This is a genomic window from Streptomyces sp. NPDC058457, from assembly GCF_042720695.1.
GTDB lineage: Bacteria > Actinomycetota > Actinomycetes > Streptomycetales > Streptomycetaceae > Streptomyces.
In genome coordinates this window covers 44443-63451 of the sequence record NZ_JBHXLU010000047.1, presented here as the reverse complement: position 1 = coordinate 63451, position 19009 = coordinate 44443, and the positions used below count along the sequence as shown (strand labels likewise).

At 72.8% G+C, this 19009-nt stretch carries 15 protein-coding genes; 5 read left to right on the top strand and 10 right to left on the bottom strand.

Features of this window, described 5'->3' with window-relative positions:
• Positions 1–223: 223 nt before the first annotated feature.
• A complete protein-coding gene (locus tag ACFWPS_RS30935) occupies positions 224–4450 on the top strand; it encodes a PAS domain-containing protein (RefSeq protein WP_383710795.1) in 4227 nt (1408 codons plus the stop codon).
• 150 nt (positions 4451–4600) lie between these two features.
• Here ACFWPS_RS30935 and ACFWPS_RS30930 read toward each other — a convergent pair whose 3' ends face one another.
• The 8 genes from ACFWPS_RS30930 to ACFWPS_RS30895 all read right to left on the bottom strand — a co-directional run bounded on the left by ACFWPS_RS30930 (position 4601) and on the right by ACFWPS_RS30895 (position 12599).
• A complete protein-coding gene (locus tag ACFWPS_RS30930; RefSeq protein ID WP_383710792.1) occupies positions 4601–6277 on the bottom strand; it encodes a long-chain fatty acid--CoA ligase in 1677 nt (558 codons plus the stop codon).
• A gap of 119 nt (positions 6278–6396) precedes the next feature.
• Positions 6397–6966, bottom strand: coding sequence for a SigE family RNA polymerase sigma factor (locus ACFWPS_RS30925; protein WP_383710789.1), 570 nt, complete (start codon positions 6964–6966; stop codon positions 6397–6399).
• 239 nt (positions 6967–7205) lie between these two features.
• Entirely contained in the window at positions 7206–8372 is a 1167-nt protein-coding gene (locus ACFWPS_RS30920) for a lipid-transfer protein (protein ID WP_383710787.1), read from the bottom strand.
• Entirely contained in the window at positions 8369–8827 is a 459-nt protein-coding gene (locus tag ACFWPS_RS30915; RefSeq protein ID WP_383710784.1) for a MaoC family dehydratase, read from the bottom strand. Before ACFWPS_RS30915 ends, ACFWPS_RS30920 begins: the two co-directional genes overlap by 4 nt.
• Complete coding sequence (locus ACFWPS_RS30910; RefSeq protein WP_383710781.1) at positions 8817–9881, bottom strand: acyl-CoA dehydrogenase family protein; 1065 nt, start codon at positions 9879–9881, stop codon at positions 8817–8819. Before ACFWPS_RS30910 ends, ACFWPS_RS30915 begins: the two co-directional genes overlap by 11 nt.
• A 1-nt stretch (position 9882) precedes the next feature.
• Positions 9883–10845 carry a bifunctional MaoC family dehydratase N-terminal/OB-fold nucleic acid binding domain-containing protein gene (locus tag ACFWPS_RS30905; RefSeq protein ID WP_383710778.1) on the bottom strand — a complete coding sequence of 321 codons (963 nt, stop codon included), beginning with the start codon at positions 10843–10845 and terminating at the stop codon, positions 9883–9885.
• Positions 10829–12010 (bottom strand): acyl-CoA dehydrogenase family protein, encoded by a 1182-nt coding sequence (locus ACFWPS_RS30900; protein ID WP_383710776.1) that lies wholly within the window; start codon positions 12008–12010, stop codon positions 10829–10831. The genes ACFWPS_RS30905 and ACFWPS_RS30900 overlap by 17 nt, the downstream gene beginning before the upstream one ends.
• 271 nt (positions 12011–12281) lie before the next feature.
• Positions 12282–12599, bottom strand: coding sequence for a hypothetical protein (locus ACFWPS_RS30895; RefSeq protein ID WP_383710774.1), 318 nt, complete (start codon positions 12597–12599; stop codon positions 12282–12284).
• Between the two features lie 361 nt (positions 12600–12960).
• Between ACFWPS_RS30895 and ACFWPS_RS30890 the strand changes: the two genes are divergently transcribed.
• The 4 genes from ACFWPS_RS30890 to ACFWPS_RS30875 all read left to right on the top strand — a co-directional run bounded on the left by ACFWPS_RS30890 (position 12961) and on the right by ACFWPS_RS30875 (position 17292).
• The gene (locus tag ACFWPS_RS30890) at positions 12961–13836 is read left to right on the top strand and encodes a bifunctional DNA primase/polymerase (RefSeq protein ID WP_383710771.1); all 876 of its coding nucleotides are present in this window, start codon (positions 12961–12963) and stop codon (positions 13834–13836) included.
• 260 nt (positions 13837–14096) lie between these two features.
• Complete coding sequence (locus tag ACFWPS_RS30885; protein ID WP_383710768.1) at positions 14097–14243, top strand: hypothetical protein; 147 nt, start codon at positions 14097–14099, stop codon at positions 14241–14243.
• 357 nt (positions 14244–14600) lie between these two features.
• On the top strand, positions 14601–16838 hold the full coding sequence (locus tag ACFWPS_RS30880; protein WP_383710765.1) for a glycoside hydrolase family 3 C-terminal domain-containing protein: 2238 nt from the start codon (positions 14601–14603) through the stop codon (positions 16836–16838).
• A gap of 43 nt (positions 16839–16881) precedes the next feature.
• Positions 16882–17292 carry a hypothetical protein gene (locus tag ACFWPS_RS30875; RefSeq protein ID WP_383710763.1) on the top strand — a complete coding sequence of 137 codons (411 nt, stop codon included), beginning with the start codon at positions 16882–16884 and terminating at the stop codon, positions 17290–17292.
• A gap of 22 nt (positions 17293–17314) precedes the next feature.
• Here the strand turns inward: ACFWPS_RS30875 and ACFWPS_RS30870 are convergent, their stop codons facing one another.
• Together ACFWPS_RS30870 and ACFWPS_RS30865 are read right to left on the bottom strand one after the other, a co-directional pair.
• Positions 17315–18196: a GNAT family N-acetyltransferase gene (locus ACFWPS_RS30870; RefSeq protein ID WP_383710760.1), complete on the bottom strand. Its 882-nt coding sequence runs from the start codon at positions 18194–18196 to the stop codon at positions 17315–17317.
• Between the two features lie 172 nt (positions 18197–18368).
• Positions 18369–18845 (bottom strand): hypothetical protein, encoded by a 477-nt coding sequence (locus ACFWPS_RS30865; protein WP_383710757.1) that lies wholly within the window; start codon positions 18843–18845, stop codon positions 18369–18371.
• Positions 18846–19009 lie beyond the last annotated feature (164 nt).

Genomic DNA, 19009 nt, shown 5'->3' with positions numbered 1-19009 from the left:
TTTCACGGCCGTGGCCCCGCTTCCGTAAATGTCCCGCGAAGGTATGGCGGAGGTGAGGCGTGTCGGTCACATGTTCGCCGTCACTTCGTCGTGCGACCTCCCTCTCATCCGGCGTCGCGAGCGCAACCGGTGCCTTTAGACTCCCTCGCGTGACACGTCGCGGGCCGGTTGGCAAGATGGCCCGAGCGGTCGGCAAGGTGCGGTAACAGGGAGGAAGCGTCTCGTGAGCAGCAGGCCATCCCGAGGCGCTGCTCGCCTCGCAGCCATACTGGACGCGCTGCCGGATGCGTTGGTGCTGGTCAACGCCAACGGAACCGTCGTCAACGCGAACACCATCGCCCTGGAGGCTTTCGAGGCGCCGGGCACCGCGCTGGTGGGACGCGGGCTGCTCGACCTGCTGCCGGAGTTCGACTCGCGGCTGATCCCGGGGTCGATGCGGCGGCCCGATCACATGGACCCCCGTGGCCGGACCAAGCCGACGCGGATGGTCGCACGGCGCACCGACGGGTCCGAGTTCCCGGTCGAGGTCACCAGCGCCAACCTGGAGAACGGGCAGCAGGCGTACGACGGTTACGGCTACAGCGGCGACGAGCTGCTGATGCTCGTCGTCCGCGACCTGACCGGCACCGTGGACACCGAGGCCGAGCTGGCCCGCTCGCAGCGGCAGACCGAGATGATCCTGCGGGCGGCGAGCGAGGGCGTCGTGGGGACGGACACCGACGGGCGGATCGTGCTCGTCAATCCGGCCGCCGCTCAGATACTGGGATACCGGGCCGGTGAGCTGGGCGGCAAGGAGCTGCACGACCTCGTGCTGCACTCGCGCGGCGACGGCTCCCCCTTCCCGTACGCCGAGTCGCCGCTCGCCGACACCCTGCGCTCCGGGCGCAAGCACCGGGTGCGCGGGCAGGTGCTGTGGGCCAAGGGCGACAAGAAGGTGCCGGTCGACCTGACGACCGCACCGGTGCGCGACGGCGACCAGCTGGTCGGCGCCGTGATGACGTTCACCGACCGGCGGCCGTACGACTCCGTCGTCGACGAGAAGACGGCCCAGGAGAAGGCGCACACCGACGAGCTGGAGCGGCTCTCCGAGGAGCACGCCTCCGACCTGACCGCGCTGCGCCAGAAGCACGTCACCGAGGTGGAGGAGCTGCTCGAACGGCACGCCGAGGAACTGGCGGCCGGCGAGGACCGGTACGCGGCCCTCGGCGAGCGCGAGAAGGACCGGTACGAGGCCCTCTCCGGGCGGCACGAGCAGCTGCTGACCCTGCTCGCGCAGTCGCTGCGCGGCCCCCTCGACGAGCTGCGCCGGGAGCTGGCCACGCTCGCCGCGGACGACGCCGGGCAGCTGTGGCCCGAGGCCAACCAGGTGCTTCATCATCTTTCGGCCGGTTATTCGCGTATCACCCAGCTCATCGACAACGTGCTCGGCTACCAGCGGCTGGACGCGGGCACCGAGGACATCACCCGTACGAAGGTGATGCTCGACGCCGTCGTCTCAGCCGGCGTGGAGGGGGCGGTGGAGCTGATCGGTCCCGGGCGGGTGCAGTTCGCCGTGCACGCGCCGCCCATCGAGGCCGAGGTGGACCCGCAGCGGCTCGCCGTCGCGCTCGCGCATCTCATCGCGGACGTGGCCGGCGTCGACGCGACCGGCAACGCGCCCGTCTCCGCGGGCGGCTACATGGACAACACGGTGGTGGTCGCGGCGGCACAGCGCGGCGAGGTGGTCCGTATCGAGGTGCGCGGGCCGTACGCCGGGGGAGACCCGGTGCACGAGCCGATCGTGCGCGGGATCGTGCGGGCCCACGGCGGGGTGCTGCAGACCCATGAGGTGCCGGGGATGAGCGGCAGCGCGTTCGTGCTTGAGGTGCCGATCGGGGGCGGTGCCGGAGCGGTGCCCATGCCCGCCGGAACCGAGGTGGCCACGATCCCGGCCGCCGCCGAATCCGTTGGCGAGGCCGGTGTCGAGACCGGTGGCCGGCGGCGGGCCCGGCGATCCTCCGTGGACGCCTTCCTGGAGAGTGACGTGCCCGGCGAGGCGGGCGGCGAGGGCGAGATCCCGGGCGTGCCGACCGGGCGGCGGCGCCGGCGCGCTGCCGAGGCGGAGGGCCCGGAGAGCGGGCCGGCCGCGATCGAGAGCGCCGAGTCGGCGTCCGGCGGTACCGGACGGCGGCGCGGACGCCCGGCCGACAGTGACCCGGGGGTCGCCGAGGGCGCCGTGGTGACGGCGGCCGAGCAGGGCGCGGGAGCGGCCGCCTCGGGTACGGGTCTGGGCGGCACCGTTCCGCCGCAGGGCGTGCCCGTGCCGGCGTCGGGGCGGCGCGCCCGGCGGGAGCCGGACGAGCGGCAGGCGCTGCCGCCCGCGCTGCCCTCGGCCCCGTCCGAGCCGGCCGCCGACGAGGGACAGCCCGGCGGACGCCGGCGTCGCGCGCTGGCCGCCGCGGCCGAGCGGGCGGAGCGGGCCGAGCAGCAGGCGGGCCCCCGCCCGGTCTTCGCGCTGCCGCCCGCCGAGGCCGACCGCGCCCCCGAGCCGATCAAGGGGGCGGGCGACGAGGGCCGTCACGACGCCGTGGCGCACGACCAGGCCGAGGACCACACCCCGCCGCAGCCGCACCCCACCAGCGCACCGACCGGCCGTCGCCGACGGGCCGTGGGCCAGCCGGGGGCGGAGAACACTCCGGACGCCCCGGCGGTACCGGCAGTCCCGGTGGTGCCTGCGGCCCCGGCGGTACCGGGAGTCCCGGCGGGGCTCGCGCAGGCGGCCGCTCCCGGACAGCCGGTGCAGCCTCAGGGCATCCCCGTCCAGGCCGGGCAGCCTCAGGGCATTCCGGTGCAGGCCGGGCAGCCTCAGGGCATTCCGGTGCAGGCCGGGCAGCCTCAGGGCATTCCGGTGCAGGCCGGGCCGGCGGCCCAGGTCGCCGCGCCGGCCGGTATCCCCGTCGCCCAGGCGACCGGCGGGCAGCAGCCCGTGCCGGCGCTGGGCCAGCCCGCCCTTCCGGCTCCGCAGGCGCTGCCGGGCGCTGCGGTACCGGCCCAGGCACCCCCGCAGCCACAAGCGCAGCCGCAGGGCGCCGCTCCGGTGGCCCCCGGGCAGCCTGCCCCGTCCGCTGCCGAAGCCGCGCCGGCCCCCGCGCAGCCGCTCCCGGCGGAGGCCGCGCCGGTGGCCCCCGTGCCGCAGCAGTGGCCGGGCGCCGACGACGCTCCTGCCGCCGTCCAACCGGCGCGTGCCGCGCAGCCGTTGCCCGCCGAGGCGACGGCGCTGCCGGCGGCGACTCCGGCACCGGCACCGGCACCGATCGACCCGGACTCCACGCAGGGCCGGGCGTTCAGCGTGCGGACGCTGGGGCAGGGGGTGCCGTTCTCACGGCAGGCCGCGCAGGTGCAGCAGCCGACGGCGACCCCGCCCCCGCACCAGCCGGGCGGCAACGGGCGGCGCCGCAAGCTGGGCACGCCCCCGGACCCGGGCACGCGTGCCGAGCAGCCGCAGCCGCAGCCCGAGCAGTCGGCCCGGCCGCATCCGCCGGCCGAGCAGCCGGTCACCGCCCAGCCGCTGCCGCAGCCGTCGCTGGCCGGGCAGTCCCGGCTGGTGGGGGCCACCGAGGGCGCCGGACGGTCGTACGCGATAGGCGCACCGGACGTGAACGCCGCCGAGGGTCCCGAACCGCTGGACGGTCCGGGCGGAGCGATCGAGGTCGCGGACCCGCCGCGCCCGCAGCCGATGGACGACGAGCTGCCCCCGGAGCCGCTGGACAACCCGCGCCGGCTGCTGGTGTGGCCCGCGCCGGACGTCACCACCCAGCAGGAGCTGAGCGACCGCGGCTACCGGCCGGTGATCGTGAACTCCCGTGAGGAGGTCGACGCGCAGATCGCCGCGTTCCCGGCGGCGCTGTTCGTGGACCCGCTGACCGGGCCGATCACCCGGACCGCGCTGCAGTCGCTGCGGCAGGCGGCGGTGGCGGCCGAGGTGCCGGTGATGGTGACGGCCGGACTGGGGCAGGCGACGCGCGAGGCGGCGTACGGCGCCGATCCCGCCGTACTGCTGAAGGCGCTCGCGCCCCGGGACAGCGAGCAGCATCCGCCGCGGGTGCTGCTGATCGAGGAGCACGCGGAGATCGCGCTCGCGCTGACCTCGACGCTGGAGCGGCGCGGGATGCAGGTGGCGCGGGCGGCGAGCGACGCGGACGCGGTGACGCTGGCCGGGCAGCTGCGGCCGAACCTGGTGGTGATGGACCTGATGCAGGTGCACCGCCGGCAGGCCGGGATCATCGACTGGCTGCGGGCGAACGGGCAGCTGAACCGGACGCCGCTGGTCGTCTACACGGCGGCCGTGGACCAGGCGGACCTGCCTCGGCTGGCGTCGGGGGAGACCGTGCTTTTCCTGGCGGAGCGGTCTACGAGTTCCGAGGTGCAGAGCCGGATCGTTGATCTGCTGGCCCGCATCGGGACGAACTGAAGCAAGAAAGCGCCGTTGGGGAACTGCCGACCTTCGGCCGCGGGTTGGTCGTGGCTGGTCGCGCCCGCGCGGCGGCAGCCGCAAATCGACTGCCGCCCCGCGCCCCTTACGGGGCGCTCCGGTACGGGGCGCCCACAGGCTGAGGGGCGCTCACAGGCTGGTGACGTCCAGTTCCCCGTCGGCGTACTGCCTCCTGAGCACCTTCTTGTCGAACTTGCCCACGCTCGTCTTCGGTACCGACTCGATGACCGTCCAGCGCTCCGGCAGCTGCCACCTGGCGATCTTGCCCTCCTCGGCGAGGAAGATGCGCAGGGTCTCGAAGGTGGCCGTGGAGCCCTCGCGCAGGACGACCGTCGCCAGCGGGCGCTCGCCCCACTTGTCGTCCGGTACGGCCACGACCGCGGCCTCCGCGACGTCCGGGTGGGACATCAGCGCGTTCTCCAGTTCGACCGAGGAGATCCACTCGCCGCCGGACTTGATGACGTCCTTCGCACGGTCCGTGAGGGTGAGGAAACCGTCGGCGGAGATGGTGCCGACGTCACCGGTCTTCAGCCAGCCGTCCTCGCTGAACTTGTCGGCGGGGCGCAGGGGTTCGGCGTCGGGGCCGTTGTAGTAGGCGCCCGCGATCCACGGGCCGCGCACCTCCAGCTCGCCCGCCGACTCTCCGTCCCAGGGGAGGCGTTCGCCGCCGGGGCCGCTCAGCCGGGCCTCGACGGACGCGGGGAAGCGGCCTTGCGTGAGGCGGTACGCGAACTCCTCGTCCGTACCCACCACATGGGCCGGCGGGCGGGCGATGGTGCCGAGCGGGGAGGTCTCGGTCATGCCCCAGGCGTGACAGACCCGCATGCCCAGCTTGTCGAAGGCCGTCATGAGGGAGGGCGGGCAGGCGGCGCCGCCGATGGTGACCTGGGTGAGGGAGGAGACGTCCCGGGGGCGGGCGGTGAGCTCGCCGAGCAGGCCCTGCCAGATGGTGGGGACCGCGGCCGCGTGCGTGGGGCGCTCGCGCTCGATCATCTCGGCGAGCGGGCCGGGCTGGAGAAAACGGTCCGGCATCAGCAGGTTGACGCCGGTCATGAAGGTGGCGTGCGGCAGGCCCCAGGCGTTGACGTGGAACTGCGGTACGACGACCAGCGAGGTGTCCTGGTCGGTCAGGCCCATCGACTGGGCCATGTTGACCTGCATGGAGTGCAGGTAGATCGAACGGTGGCTGTACACCACGCCCTTGGGGTCGCCGGTGGTGCCGGAGGTGTAGCACATGGCGGCGGCCTGGCGCTCGTCGAGCTCCGGCCAGTCGAAGGTCTTCGGCTTGTCCGCGATCAGTTCCTCGTACTCGTGCACCTGTGCGGTGGCACCGGCGAGCGGCGACCTGTCGCCCGGACCGGAGACGACGATGTGCTCGACGGTCGGCAGCTTGGACAGGAGCGGTGCGATCATCGGGATCAGCGAGCCGTTGACGATGATGACGCGGTCGGCGGCGTGGTTGACGATCCAGACCAGCTGCTCGGCGGGCAGGCGCAGGTTGAGCGTGTGCAGGACCGCGCCCATGGACGGCACGGCGAAGTAGGCCTCGACGTGTTCGGCGTTGTTCCACATCAGGGTCGCGACCCGGTCGTCGCCACGGACGCCGAGGTCGTCGCGGAGAGCGTTCGCCAGCTGTACCGCGCGGATGCCCGCCTCGGCGAAGCTGCGCCGCTGCGGCTCGCCCTCGCCGGTCCAGGTCGTGATCTGGGACCGTCCGTGCACCAGCACACCGTGCACAAGAATGCGGGTGACGGTCAGCGGTACGTCCTGCATGGTGCTCAGCACGGCGTCCTCCCAAGGCGACATTGCCTACTCGGCGGTAAAGGGGGCTGCGCTGATTCTGCGCACATACCGGGCGGTATGTCACTAGGAGAAAGCCAACAAAGCCCGACCGGCCGCTCCGGAGGCTCCGGCCGCTCCGGCCGCTATCGGGCGACGTCCAGCTCAGGGTCCTCGCGCAGCTTGCCGAGCGCACGCGACACGGCCGACTTCACCGTGCCCACCGACACCCCGAGCACCTCGGCCGTCTGCACCTCGCTCAGGTCCTCGTAGTAGCGCAGCACGACCATCGCCCGCTGCCGCGCCGGGAGTTTCATGATCGCCCGCCACATCGCGTCGTGCAGCGCCTGCCGTTCGGCCGGGTCGTCCTCGCCGGGCACCGGCTCGGGCTCGGGCATCTCGTCGCAGACGAACTCGTCGACCCGGCGCTTGCGCCACTGCGAGGTACGCGTGTTGAGCAGGGCCCGGCGTACATAGCCGTCGAGCGCCCGGTGGTCCTCGATCCGCTCCCAGGCCACGTACGTCTTTGCCAGCGCGGTCTGGAGGAGGTCTTCGGCATCGCTCGGGTTCGCGGTCAGCGACCGGGCGGTGCGCAGCAGGACCGGCTGGCGGGCCCTGACGTACGACGCGAACGACGGGTAGGGGCGGGCGTGCGGGCGGGTCTGCCTCGGCGAGACAGCGGCGTCCGAAACGCTGGTGCAGACGGGTGTGGTCATGGCTCCACGCTATGAGCGAGCGGTGTCACGGCGGATCGGCCGCAGGTCCCGAAGCAGAGTCCCCCTCAGGTTGTAGGGGTGGGGCTGCCTACACCTCCTGAAGGTGGAGTACGGGTGCGGAACTCCTGCGGGTTTACCCCTGAGGGGGAGGCCGGCGGGCGCCTCGGCCTCACCCGTCCGAGGCGTCCGGCCTGTGGTTGCGGGTCAGCCGTCCGAGGTGTCCGGCCAGTGGCAGCCGGTCAGTCGTCCGAGGTCAGGACCAGTCCGGACGTCGGTACGCCCGTGCCCGCCGTCACCAGGACCCGGTCCGTCCCAGGTATCGGGTTCACGGCCGTGCCGCGCAACTGGCGCACCCCCTCCGCCACCCCGTTCATCCCGTGCAGGTACGCCTCTCCGAGCTGGCCCCCGTGCGTGTTCAGCGGCAGCCGCTCCTCGGCCACGAAGTCCGCCGCCTCCCCCCGCCCGCAGAACCCGAACTCCTCCAGCTGCATCAGCACGAACGGGGTGAAGTGGTCGTACAGGATCCCCACGTCGATGTCGGCCGGGGCGAGTCCGCTGGTGCGCCAGAGCTGCCGGGCCACCACGCCCATCTCCGGCAGTCCGGTCAGGTCGTCCCGGTAGAAGCTGGTCATCTGCTCCTGGGCCCGGCCGGCGCCCTGCGCGGCCGCCGCGATCACGGCCGGCGGATGCGGCAGATCACGCGCCCGCTCCACCGACGTGACGACGAGGGCCTGACCGCCGTCCGTCTCCTGGCAGCAGTCCAGGAGACGGAGCGGCTCGACGATCCAGCGGGAGGCCGCGTGGTCCGCGAGGGTGATGGGGCGGCCGTGGAAGTAGGCGGCCGGGTTGGTCGCGGCGTACTTCCGGTCCACCACCGCCACGTGCCCGAACACCTCCGGGGTCAGCCCGTACGTGTGCAGGTAGCGCTGTGCCGCCATCGCCACCCAGGACGCCGGGGTGAGCAGCCCGAACGGCAGCGCCCAGCCCAGCGCCGCCCCCTCCGCCGACGGCTCCCGGTGCTGCACACCCGAGCCGAAGCGGCGGCCCGACCTCTCGTTGAAGGCGCGGTAGCAGACCACCACCTCCGCGACCCCGGCGGCCACGGCGAGGGCCGCCTGCTGGACGGTCGCGCAGGCCGCGCCGCCGCCGTAGTGGACGCGGGAGAAGAAGGACAGCTCGCCGATCCCGCAGGCCTGGGCCACGGTGATCTCCGGGCTGGTGTCCATCGTGAACGTCACCATCCCGTCCACGTCGGCCGGTGTCAGCCCCGCGTCGTCCAGCGCGGCCCGTACCGCCTCCGCCGCCAGCCGCAGCTCGCTGCGCCCCGAGTCCTTGGAGAACTCGGTCGCCCCGATGCCCACGACCGCCGCCCGCCCGCCCAGCGAGTCCCGCCCCCGCACGCTCATGCTTCCTCCTCGTCGGGAACGGTGACGGTCACCCTGTCCACGGTGCGTCCGGTGAAGGCGACGGTCACCGTGCCGGTCACGTGGTTGCCGATGCTGTTCGCGCCGACCACCCGTACCGTCGCCGTCTCCTCCTCGTCGTCCAGTTCCTCGATCCGGCCGGTCAGCACCATCGTGTCCCCCGGGTAGTTGGGCGCCCCCAGCCGGATGGCGACCTTGCGGAGCACGGCCGTCGGGCCGAAGCAGTCGGTGATGTACCGGCCGACCAGGCCGTTCGTCGTCAGGATGTTCATGAAGATGTCCGGGGAGCCTTTCTGGCGGGCCAGTTCGGCGTCGTGGTGCACGTCCTGGTAGTCCCGGGACGCGATCGCCCCGGCCACGATCAGCGTCCGCGTGATCGGGATCTCCAGCGGCGGCAGGGCCGTGCCCACCGCCGGCCGTGTCGTCTCAGTCGCCACTCGCGATCAACTCCCCCAGTTCCTGGAGCACTTCGCCCCCGCTGCCCAGATACGCGTCCAGTTGCCGTCCCCACAGGAAGTGCCGGTGCACGGGGTGGTCGACGTCGGCGCCCGCGCCGCCGTGCAGATGCTGGCCCGTGTGCACGACCCGCTGCCCGGCCTCGGACGCCCACCAGGCCGCGGTCAGCGCGTGCGTGGCGTACGGCAGCCCGGCGTCCCGCCGCCAGGCCGCCTCGTACGCCGTCACCCGTATCGCCTCGGTGTCCATGTGGGCGTCGGCGGCGCGGAGCTGGACGCCCTGCCGGGTGGCGAGGGGGCGCCCGAACTGCTCGCGGGTGTTGGTGTGGGCCACGGCCCGGGCCAGGGAGCCCGCGCAGACGCCCGCCTGGAGGCCGGCGAAGGCGGTGCGGGCGGTGGCCAGGACGTCCGCGTAGGCGCTGCCGCCGGAGGCAGGGCCGTCGCCGAGGGGCTCGGCGGGGGCCTCGGCGAGCGTGAGCCGCCCCGCCGACCAGGGCGCGGTCAGCTCGACCTCCTCGGCACCGGTACCCGCCGCGAGATCGACCAGCCACAGCCGCCGGTCCGCATCGGCGACCAGGACATGCGTGGCGTCACGCAGCCACGGGACGACGGGGACGGTGCCGCTCAGCACCGGCCGCGCGGAAGGCCGTAACCCCGGCCGAGCAGGGATCCGTACCCCCGGCTGTGCCGGAAACGCCCCGGTCACCACCGTCGAGCCGGCCTCGATGCCCGGCAGCAGGCGCTGCCGCTGCTCGTCGGTGCCGTGGGCGGTGATCGCCAGCAACCCGTAGACACAACTCGCCGCGTACGGCACCTGGGCCGTGGTGCGACCCTGCTCCTCCAGGAGGAGCACCAGCCCCAGCAGGCCCAGCTCCTCCACCGCGGCCACCAGTCCCGCCCCGCACAACGCCTTCCACAGCTCCGGGTCGCTGCCGGTGCCGGCGGCCCGCAGCCGCTCGTGGGTGGCGAGGTCGGCGAAGATCCTGGCGGCCAGGTCACGGGCCTCGGCCTGGGCCTCCGTGGGCGCGAAGTCCATGTCAGGCCTCCCCGCCGGGAGCCCCGAGCACGTCGACGGCCCGGAAGACGGGCAGGGTCAGCGCCCCCTCCGCGTCCTCGTAACGGCGGAACTCCACCCGGACCGGCAGCCCGATCCGCACCTTGTCGTACGGCACCCCCACCACGTTGCTCACCATCCGCACGCCCTCGGCTAGTTCGATCAGGCCGACGGTGTAAGGCGGGTCAAAGGCCGGGAAGGGCGGGTGGTGCATCACGACGTACGAATAGACCGTGCCCTCGCCGGAGGACTCGACCGTGTCCCAGTCGAGGGAGCCACAGGCGTTGCACCCCGGCAGCCAGGGGTGGCGCAGGGTGCCGCAGTCCGCGCACCGCTGGACGAGGAGGCGTTCCTCCGCCACGCCCTCCCAGAAGCCGGCGTTGTCCCGGTTGACCACCGGGCGGGGGCGCGGCGACGGCTTGCGTTTGCGGCCGCTCGGCGCGTACTTGAGGACGCGGAAACGGTGGGTGCCGACGAGGTCGTCGCCGACGCGGACGTCCGTGCGGGTGGTGACGAAGTAGCCCGTGCCCAGCTTGGTGGTCTTCCGGTCGGACACCGACTCGATCACCGTGTCGAAGGAGACCTCGTCGCCCGGCCGCAGGGGCCTCAGGTACTCCTGCTCGCAGTCGGTGGCGACGATCGAGGTGCAGCCCGCCTCGTCGAGGAGGGTGAGCATCTCGTCGTACGCGCCCGTGCGGGCCGTGTGGCCGGAGAGGCCGCCCATCGTCCAGGCCTGGAGCATGGTGGGCGGGGCGACGGCGTCCGGTCCCTCGTACGCCGGGGAGGTGTCGCCCATCGCCTCGCACCAGTGCCGGATCATGGGCAGGTTGACCGGGTCCTTGCCGGTGCCCGCGCGGGCCGCCGGCAGCCCCTCGTACGTCCTGAGCCGTGCTCCGAGATCGTCCGCCGGAGGCCGCGCCCCCCGCTCGTCACTCCTCCCTGCCACGGTCGCCACCCCTCCCTGTCCTCCGCATCCCGAGCCGCATCGTCGCGACGATCTCCCGCTGCACCTCGCTCACCCCGCCCCCGAACGTGTTGATCTGCGCCGCCCTGTTGAGCCGCTCCAGCTCGCCGTCCCCGAACGCCCCCGGTGAGCCGGACCGCACCAATGCCGCCTCGCCGACGATCTCCTGACACATGCGATACGTCGCGACTGCCGATTCCGTTCCCGCGAACTTCACCCCGCTGGCCTCCGCGGGAGCCACCCGGCCCGCCCCCGCATCCCCCACCAGACGCCAGCTGAGCAGGCGGTTCGCCGCCAGCCGGGCATGTGCTTCGGCCAGCCGAAAACGAATCCACGGCTCGTCAACACGGCGCCGCCCGGTCACCGGATCAGGGGTGCGGGCGGCGGTGAGCGCGGCCGCGTAGAAGTCCTCGGCCTGCATGCCGGTCGCGGCGAGGGCGACCCGCTCGTGGTTGAGCTGGTTGGTGATGAGCGACCAGCCGTCGTGCTCGGTGCCGACCAGGTTCCCGGCGGGGACGTGGACGCCGTCGTAGTACGTCGCTGTCGTGATCTGGCCGCCCACGGTCTCGATCGGGGTCCAGGAGAACCCGGGGGCGTCGGTGGGGACCAGGAGGATCGAGATGCCACGGTGCCTGGGCGCCTCGGGGTCGGTACGGCAGGCCAGCCAGATCCAGTCGGCGTGCTGGGCGCCCGAGGTGAAGATCTTCTGCCCGTCGATCCGCCAGCCGTCGCCGTCCCGTACCGCCCGGGTGCGCAGCGAGGCCAGGTCGGTGCCGGCGGAGGGTTCGCTGTAGCCGATGGCGAAGACGAGATCGCCACGGAGGATGCCCGGCAGGAAGCGCGTCTTCTGCTCCTCGCTGCCGTACTTCATCAGCGTCGGCCCGACCGTGTTCAGGGTGACCATGGAGACGGGGGCACCGGCCCGGTACGCCTCGTCGAAGAACACGAACTGCTCGTCGGCGCCCCGGCCCTGACCGCCGTACTCGACGGGCCAGCCGAGGCCGAGCAGGCCGTCCGCGCCGATGCGGCGCAGCAGGGCACGGCGTTCGGCGGGCGCCTCGGGGGCAGTGGATGGGATCAAGGCCCGGAAGTAGGCGCGGAGTTCGGCACGCAGCCGCTGCTGGCGTTCGGTGGGAGCCAGATGCATGGTTTCTGACTGTCCGTCAGATACCGCGCACTGTCAAGGTCGAACGGGCCGACGGAGGGGGCGACGACGGACAGGCCCGACGGACAGGGCCGACGGCGGGCACCGGCGGACAAGGCTGGCAGACGGGGCCGACGGGGGCACCGGCAGACAGGGCCGCCGGCGGTGTCGGCGGACCAGGCCGGAAAACGCCTGCGCGGCGGTGCCGAAGCACCGCCGCGCGGACGCACTGCCCATCCCCACAGACCACACCCCACCCGGGCTCAGCCGCGGCTCACCACAGCTGGGTGAAGTGGACGGCGACGTTGTCGTTGCCCTGCTGGACCGCGGTCCACGCGGAGCCCTTGACCTGAGCGGTGTTGCTCTGGTTCGAGGCGCCGTTGCCCACCGCGTTCTGCTGGGTGGTGGAGGAGTTGCCGTTGTTGTCGTGGCCGACCCCGCTGCCGATGATGCCCGCCACGCCAGCGTTGGCGCTCGATCCGTTGCCCGCGATCGCACCGTTGTCCGCCGTCGCGACACCGGCGAAGAGGGCGGCGGCGAGCGGGAGGGCGGAGACGGCGGCGAGAACGCGGGCGGTACGGATGCTTGCCATGTTGTTTCCTCTCAGAGCCCGGCCGTGCCGGGAGTACGTCAAGTAAGGCTTTTTCCGGGGCAGTTGGCCGACAGCCCCGGTGGTTGTCATCGACGTCGCGAGACCAGAGTTGCCCACCGAATCCCCGGCGAACCACCCCGGAAGCCGTTATTCGCCCTCAAGCGTGATGACAAGTCGATAAACCCTTTTCGCCATCTTTGGTCGACTCCAGCCCCAGCCGTGACCACTCGGGACATCCACCCCCATCAGGCACCCCAACGGAAAAACCGTTCCGTCCCCGACCCGCGACGAAGTCACCGCCCTCGGCGTGTCACACCGGCCCCCTCTTCCCTTTTTCGAACGCACGTACGAACATGGAGTCATGGCCACCACCGATCGGCAGGCCACGACGCTGGCCCTCGCACACGCCCTGTCAGCCGCCGAGCGCGGCCTGGCCGTCATCCCCCTGTCCCGCACGAAGCTCCCGGCCCTGCGCTCTCCGCACCGCCACGACCAGGACCCCGCGCTGCCGCCCTGCCACGGCGAATGCGGCCGCCCCGGCCACGGGGTGTACGACGCCACCACCGACCCGGCACGCATCCGCGAACTGTTCGCCGCGGCGCCCTGGGCGACCGGCTACGGCATCGCCTGCGGGCTGCCCCCGTACCGCCTGATCGGCATCGACCTCGACGTGAAGTCCGGTACGGACGCCACCTCCGCCCTGCGCGAACTGGCGCTGCGGCACCTGTTCACCCTCCCGCCGACGGTCGTCGTCCTCACCCCGAGCGGCGGCCGCCACCTCTGGCTGACCGGCCCGCCGGACGCCGTGATCCCCAACTCGGCCAGCCGCCTGGCCCCCGGCATCGACATCCGGGGCGCCGGCGGCTACCTGGTCGGCCCCGGCTCCCGTACCGACCACGGCGTCTACGCCACGGCCCCCGGCACCGAGCACCTGGTCCCCGCACCCTGCCCCCCGTCCCTCCTCCGCCTCCTGCTCCCGCCGCCACGCGCACCGCACCCCTCGACCCACCCCTCGGTCGGCAACCGCGGCCAGGGCCTGGTCCAGTTCGTCCTCTCCGCCCACGAGGGCCAGCGCAACACCCGTCTCTTCTGGGCGGCCTGCCGCGCCTACGAGAACGGCATCGGCCGAGCGCTGCGGGCCCCGCTGATCGACGCGGCGGTCCACACCGGTCTGACGGAACAGGAGGCCCGCGCGACGATCGCGTCGGCGGCCCGCATGACCGGCCGCCGACCCTGAAATTCGAACACGCCCAGCCGCCCGCCGGGGGGCGGCTGGATTGCTGTCCGCACCGCGCCCTCAACGACCGGCGCGTCAAGGGCCTGCTGTCCTCGGCCGCGGCCGAGGACCCCCGTACCCCGGCCCATCTGGTCCCGCCCCCGGCCCATCTGGTCCCGCCCCCGCGCGAGCACCCGGACGACGGCCGCGCCGGCCCCTTCGGCCCGGTGGAGATCCTCCCGCCGGTCGCCTGCACGGGCTTGTTCGAATCCACACCCGTCATGCCGGACAACGACCCGGTCCTGCACCGCTCGGCCCTCACGATCGTCTGGTTCCAGGCCACACCCCAGCCGCCGTCGGGCCACGACGCGAACCAGGGGCTGCGGGAGGTGGCCTGGGATGAGCCGGCGCGGGACTACGAGCTCTGAGGGCGTGCACCGCCCGCTCCCGGTGCGACTTCGGGATGCCGAGACAGCTACGAAAGATGCGCAGAGGCAGACTTTCGGGAGCTGATCCGGGCGGGGGCCGCTCGCCATGCTGGCGGTATGGATCAGGCGAAGATTTCCCGGCGAGTGTTGGTGGGCGCCGCTGCTGCCGCCGCTGCCGCCGCCGCGGTGACAGCCGGGGCGGCCCCGGCCCTGTCCGCGACTCCGGCCGCGACTCCGACCCCAACCCCGACCCCGACCCCGACTCCGACTCCGACTCCGGCGACGGGTGCACGGTCGGTGTCGGACCCACGGGCGGGCGGCGCAGCCTCCCGGCGCGTCGAAGCCCTGCTGGCCCGTATGACACTGACCGACAAGATCGCCCAGTTGAACATCCCGGTCTGTCTCCCGCAGGAGCTGCTCGGCGATTCCACGGACCCGACGGGCACGGTGGAGCACCGCGAGGCGTACGTACGCGGCCGGACCGTGGTCGGCACGGGTGCCGGGAAGTTCCGGCTGGGCCCGGGCGGCGGTTTCTTCGGCCTGGTCAACCAGACCCTGTCCGGTTCCGTCGAGGTGCCGCACACGCTCACGCCACGCGAGCAGGCCGAGCAGCACAACCGGCTGCAGCGGCTCGCCCGTGACACCCGGCTCGGCATTCCGCTGCTGGAGATCAGCGAGGGCACGCACGGTTCCGTGGGCCCCGGTTCGACGATCTTCCCGGAGGGGCTGGCGCTCGGCGCGACCTTCGACCCGGAACTGATCGGCCAGGTGTACGCGGCGGTGGCCCGGGAGGCCCGCGCGGTGGGGATCCACGCGCTGAGCACCATCACCGCGGAGCTGAACCGCGACCCGCGCTACGGCCGGGGGATCTGGGCGTTCAGCGAGGACCCGTACCTGACGGCCGCCTTCGTCGGTGCGCTGGTGCCGGCCATGCAGGGCGCCGGCGGCGGCCTCACGTCCGACGAGTCCGTGGTCACGTCCCTGGTCACCTTCCCCATGGAGTCCCCCAACGTCGGCGGCCTGGAGACCAGTTCCATCGAGATCGGTGAGCGTGCCTTCCGCCAGACCCACCTGGAGCCGTGGCGGGTGGGCTTCGCCGAGGCCGGCGCCCTGATGACCGAGGCCAGCGAGCAGACCATCGACGGACTGGTCGTCCACGGCTCCCGCAAGTACCTCACCGACCTCCTGCGGGACGAACTGTGCTTCGACGGCGTGGTCATCGGCAACGACCTGCGCAGCCTGATCCGCGAACACGTGGCGGCCACGGCACAGGAGGCGGCGGGGCTGGGAATGCGCGCCGGGGTCGACATCAGCCTGGCCTGGGACGAGATCTACCTCGACCAGCTGGCCGCGGCCGTACGGGAGGGAAGGGTCGACGAGGCCCTGCTCGACCGGGCCGTACGACGTGTCCTGACCCTGAAGGAACGCCTGGGTCTGTTCGAGAACCCGTACGTCGACGCCGCCCGGGCAAAACGGGTCGTCAACTGCGCGCCGCACCAGGCTCTGGCGCTGCGCGTGGCACGTGAGTCGATGGTGCTGCTGAAGAACGAGAACGGGCTGCTGCCGCTCGCCGCCGACCGGGTCCGTACGGTGGCGCTGATCGGCCCCAACGCCGACGACGAGCTCAATCTCCTCGGCGAGTACAACGCCTACCCCGCACTGCACGAGACCCCCTCGATCCGCGAGGCGCTGACCCGCCTGCTCGGCGACCGGGTCCGACTGCGGTACGAACGCGGCTGCACCGTCACCGGAACGGACACCTCCGGCTTCGCCGCCGCGCGTGCCGCGGCCCGGGACGCGGACGTCGCGGTGGTCGTCGTGGGCGAGCAGACCAGCGGCGGCTACTTCTCGCCGCACCGTACCGACGGCGAGCTCAAGGACACCGCGTCCCTCGCCCTGACCGGCGTACAGCAGCAGCTGCTCGAAGAGGTGCACGCCACCGGGACGCCGACCGTCGCCGTGGTGGTCACCGGTCGCGCCCTGGCCCTGCCATGGGCCACGGAGCACCTGCCGGCGCTGCTGGTCGCCTGGCTGCCCGGCGAGGCCGGCGGCCGGGCGGTGGCGGAGACGCTGTTCGGCCGTACCGAGCCGACCGGCCGCCTCCCCGTCACCTTCCCCCGCGATGTCGGCCAGCTGCCCCTGACCTACGACCAGAAGCACACCCGGGCCGACGCGGACGCCTACATCGACATGCCCGCCACGCCCCTGCACGCGTTCGGATCGGGCCGCGGCTACACGACCTTCCGGTACAGCGGCATCCGGCTGGACGACACGCACATCACGCAGGACGGCCGGACCCGCCTCCACGTCGACATCACGAACACGGGCAGGCGGGCCGGAACCGAGGTCGTGCAGCTGTACGTCACCGACGACCAGGCGAGCGTCTCCCTGCCGCGCATCAGGCTGCGGGGTGTGGCCAAGAGGCAGGTGGAGGCGGGAGAGCGGGTCACTGTGTCGTTCCCCGTGGTGGCCGCCCGGGACCTCACCCTCGTCGACGAGCGGCTGCGGACCGTCGTCGAGCCGGGAACCTTCACCCTCACCATCGGCAGCGCCTCGGACCACCTGCACCAGCGCATCTCCCTGACCGTGTCGTGATCCGGTCGTACCCGTCACCCACTCCACAACCACCGGGGAACCCATGAACACCGACAGCACCCCCCTCTGCGAAGCCGACTACATCGCGGCCACCGCCGACGAACTGAGCCGCAAGCAGGGAGCCGACAAGGCCGCGGCGCTGGTCAGCCAGAAGGCCCTCTTCCAGCGCCGCGGGCGGATCGTCCTGCACCCCGACGAGCTCGTCCTCACGGACTGGTCCGAGACCGGCGCCCTCGTCCTCACCCGTGCGGACATCACCGCCGCCGAAACCCGCTTCACCGACCTCTACGGCCGCTTCCTCGGCGGCCTCCTCAACGCAGGCAAACCCCTCATCCTCAGCACCGTCTCCCCGTCCCTGGGCGACATCTACCTGCTCATCAACCGCCGCGAGTTCATGGAGACGACGGACGACAGGCAGTGGGAGAAGCAGATCAACGACTGGCGCAACGGCTGATGCCGCAGACCCCGCAGAGTCCTCAAGCGGTTGCCGGCGCGGCTGTGGAGAAGTCGTACACGCCCCAGTCGGTGAGCCCGGTGTATCCGAGACGCTGGTAGAGGGCGTTGCTGGTGGGGTTGGACAGATCCGCGAACAGGACGACGTCCTGCGCGCCGGCGGCCAGCGCGGCCCGGCTGACCTCGGCCGTCACGGCACCCGCGTAGCCGCGGCCGCGCAGGTGGGACGGGGTGTAGACGACGTCCACCTGGATCTGGCCGCCGATCATCGGGTTCAGGCCCGCGACGGAGACGGGAGTGCCGTCCGGGGTCTCCCAGAGCGTGTAGCCCTTGTCGGCGTAGCGGGTCCCGGCCCAGGTGCCGGCGTCGATGGAGACGTCCTCCCCGACGGCCTTGGCGAACTCGGCGCACCAGAACATGGTCTGCTCCAGGTCCTGCTCGCCCAGGACACGGCCCCGGCCGGCCGGCAGCGGGTCCGGTGGGGTCAGCGTGCCGAGGCGGTAGAGGCGCAGCCGTGTGTCGCGGAGTCTCGGCGTCGCGCCGGTGCGCCGCTGCCAGGCCTCGGCGAAAGCGGTGGCCGTGCCGTGGTCCGCGCTGACGCGGGGAAGGGAGTGCCCGAGGGCGGCCAGGCGTGCGGCGAGGGAATCGGCCTGCTCGGGCGTGAGCGGGGAGAGCCCGAAACCGCGGGGCGGGAGGCGGTAGAAGGTGGCGCGGGTCTCACCCGCCTGCTCCAGCACGCCGAACACGGGGGCCTCGGTGCCGAACGCCTCCGCCCCACGCGCCCGCACTCTCTCGGCCCACGTCAACTGCATGACGTGCGGGCCGGGACGCGAGCGCAGGAAGTCCCCGGCCCGGGCGAGGAAGTCGTCGACGTCGTCGGTCAGGTGCCAGTCGGATGAACGCATGCCCGACACCTTCCCATCCCGGCCGTGCGGGCCGGCCGGAGCCGGGCATGGACCGGCCATGCACCCGCCCGCTTCGGTCGACCGAGATCGTGCGGTCCTGCTCTTGACCTGCTCGCACGTGGCGGACCGCACAGACGCGCCGGCATACCGCGTTGCCCCGACGCTCCTACGGTCAGACCAGCGCAGGCACGAAGCCGCCGCGGGCGGTGCCCGAGGACAGCAGGGCAGACCAGTCGAGTGCCTCGGGCAGGTGGTCCAACGACAGAACGACTGCTCCGCCGGCCTGCTCGGCATCCGCGCACCAGTCGCCCATGCCGCCAGATGCCGTGCCGTCGTCGGCCCCGCCGACCACCGGCGCAGCGAGAGCAGGGACGACGAGCCCGTGGTCCCCAGGTCCGTCCACCACGCACAGGGTGAGTCGGGGAACGATGCTCCAGCCCTCGCACAAAGGCACCGCCCCGTCCGGCGCGGTCAGGAACGGCAAGGCGTCGTGGACAGGCGCGTCGGCCAGCAGGAGCACGGGCGTGGCGCCACGGACGAACAGCGTGTTCTCAGGATCCAGCAGCACGGGACCACTCTCCCAGGCCGGGGCACCGGAGCGGCGGCGGGGCGCCGAGGCGGCCGACGAGCACGCGTCGGCCACGGTCACCGAACCAACGCCTGACATCCGTCGTTGACATCAACAACCTCAGACAGCGGCGTACCTCCCGGACAACCGGCATACAACACCCGGCGGAAAGGTGAGCGGCACCTGGGCAGAGGAGAACGGGCCATGAACCCAGGTGAACGCCCCCGAACACAGCCCCGCACCCC

What these genes read in the sequence shown, in the direction of transcription:
- ACFWPS_RS30930 (WP_383710792.1), bottom strand. Translation starts at nt 6,277, where the DNA reads ATGTCGCCTTGGGAGGACGCCGTGCTGAGCACCATGCAGGACGTACCG.
- ACFWPS_RS30925 (WP_383710789.1), bottom strand. Translation starts at nt 6,966, where the DNA reads ATGACCACACCCGTCTGCACCAGCGTTTCGGACGCCGCTGTCTCGCCG.
- ACFWPS_RS30920 (WP_383710787.1), bottom strand. Translation starts at nt 8,372, where the DNA reads ATGAGCGTGCGGGGGCGGGACTCGCTGGGCGGGCGGGCGGCGGTCGTG.
- ACFWPS_RS30910 (WP_383710781.1), bottom strand. Translation starts at nt 9,881, where the DNA reads ATGGACTTCGCGCCCACGGAGGCCCAGGCCGAGGCCCGTGACCTGGCC.
- ACFWPS_RS30900 (WP_383710776.1), bottom strand. Translation starts at nt 12,010, where the DNA reads ATGCATCTGGCTCCCACCGAACGCCAGCAGCGGCTGCGTGCCGAACTC.
- ACFWPS_RS30895 (WP_383710774.1), bottom strand. Translation starts at nt 12,599, where the DNA reads ATGGCAAGCATCCGTACCGCCCGCGTTCTCGCCGCCGTCTCCGCCCTC.
- ACFWPS_RS30890 (WP_383710771.1), top strand. Translation starts at nt 12,961, where the DNA reads ATGGCCACCACCGATCGGCAGGCCACGACGCTGGCCCTCGCACACGCC.
- ACFWPS_RS30885 (WP_383710768.1), top strand. Translation starts at nt 14,097, where the DNA reads ATGCCGGACAACGACCCGGTCCTGCACCGCTCGGCCCTCACGATCGTC.
- ACFWPS_RS30880 (WP_383710765.1), top strand. Translation starts at nt 14,601, where the DNA reads ATGACACTGACCGACAAGATCGCCCAGTTGAACATCCCGGTCTGTCTC.
- ACFWPS_RS30875 (WP_383710763.1), top strand. Translation starts at nt 16,882, where the DNA reads ATGAACACCGACAGCACCCCCCTCTGCGAAGCCGACTACATCGCGGCC.
- ACFWPS_RS30870 (WP_383710760.1), bottom strand. Translation starts at nt 18,196, where the DNA reads ATGCGTTCATCCGACTGGCACCTGACCGACGACGTCGACGACTTCCTC.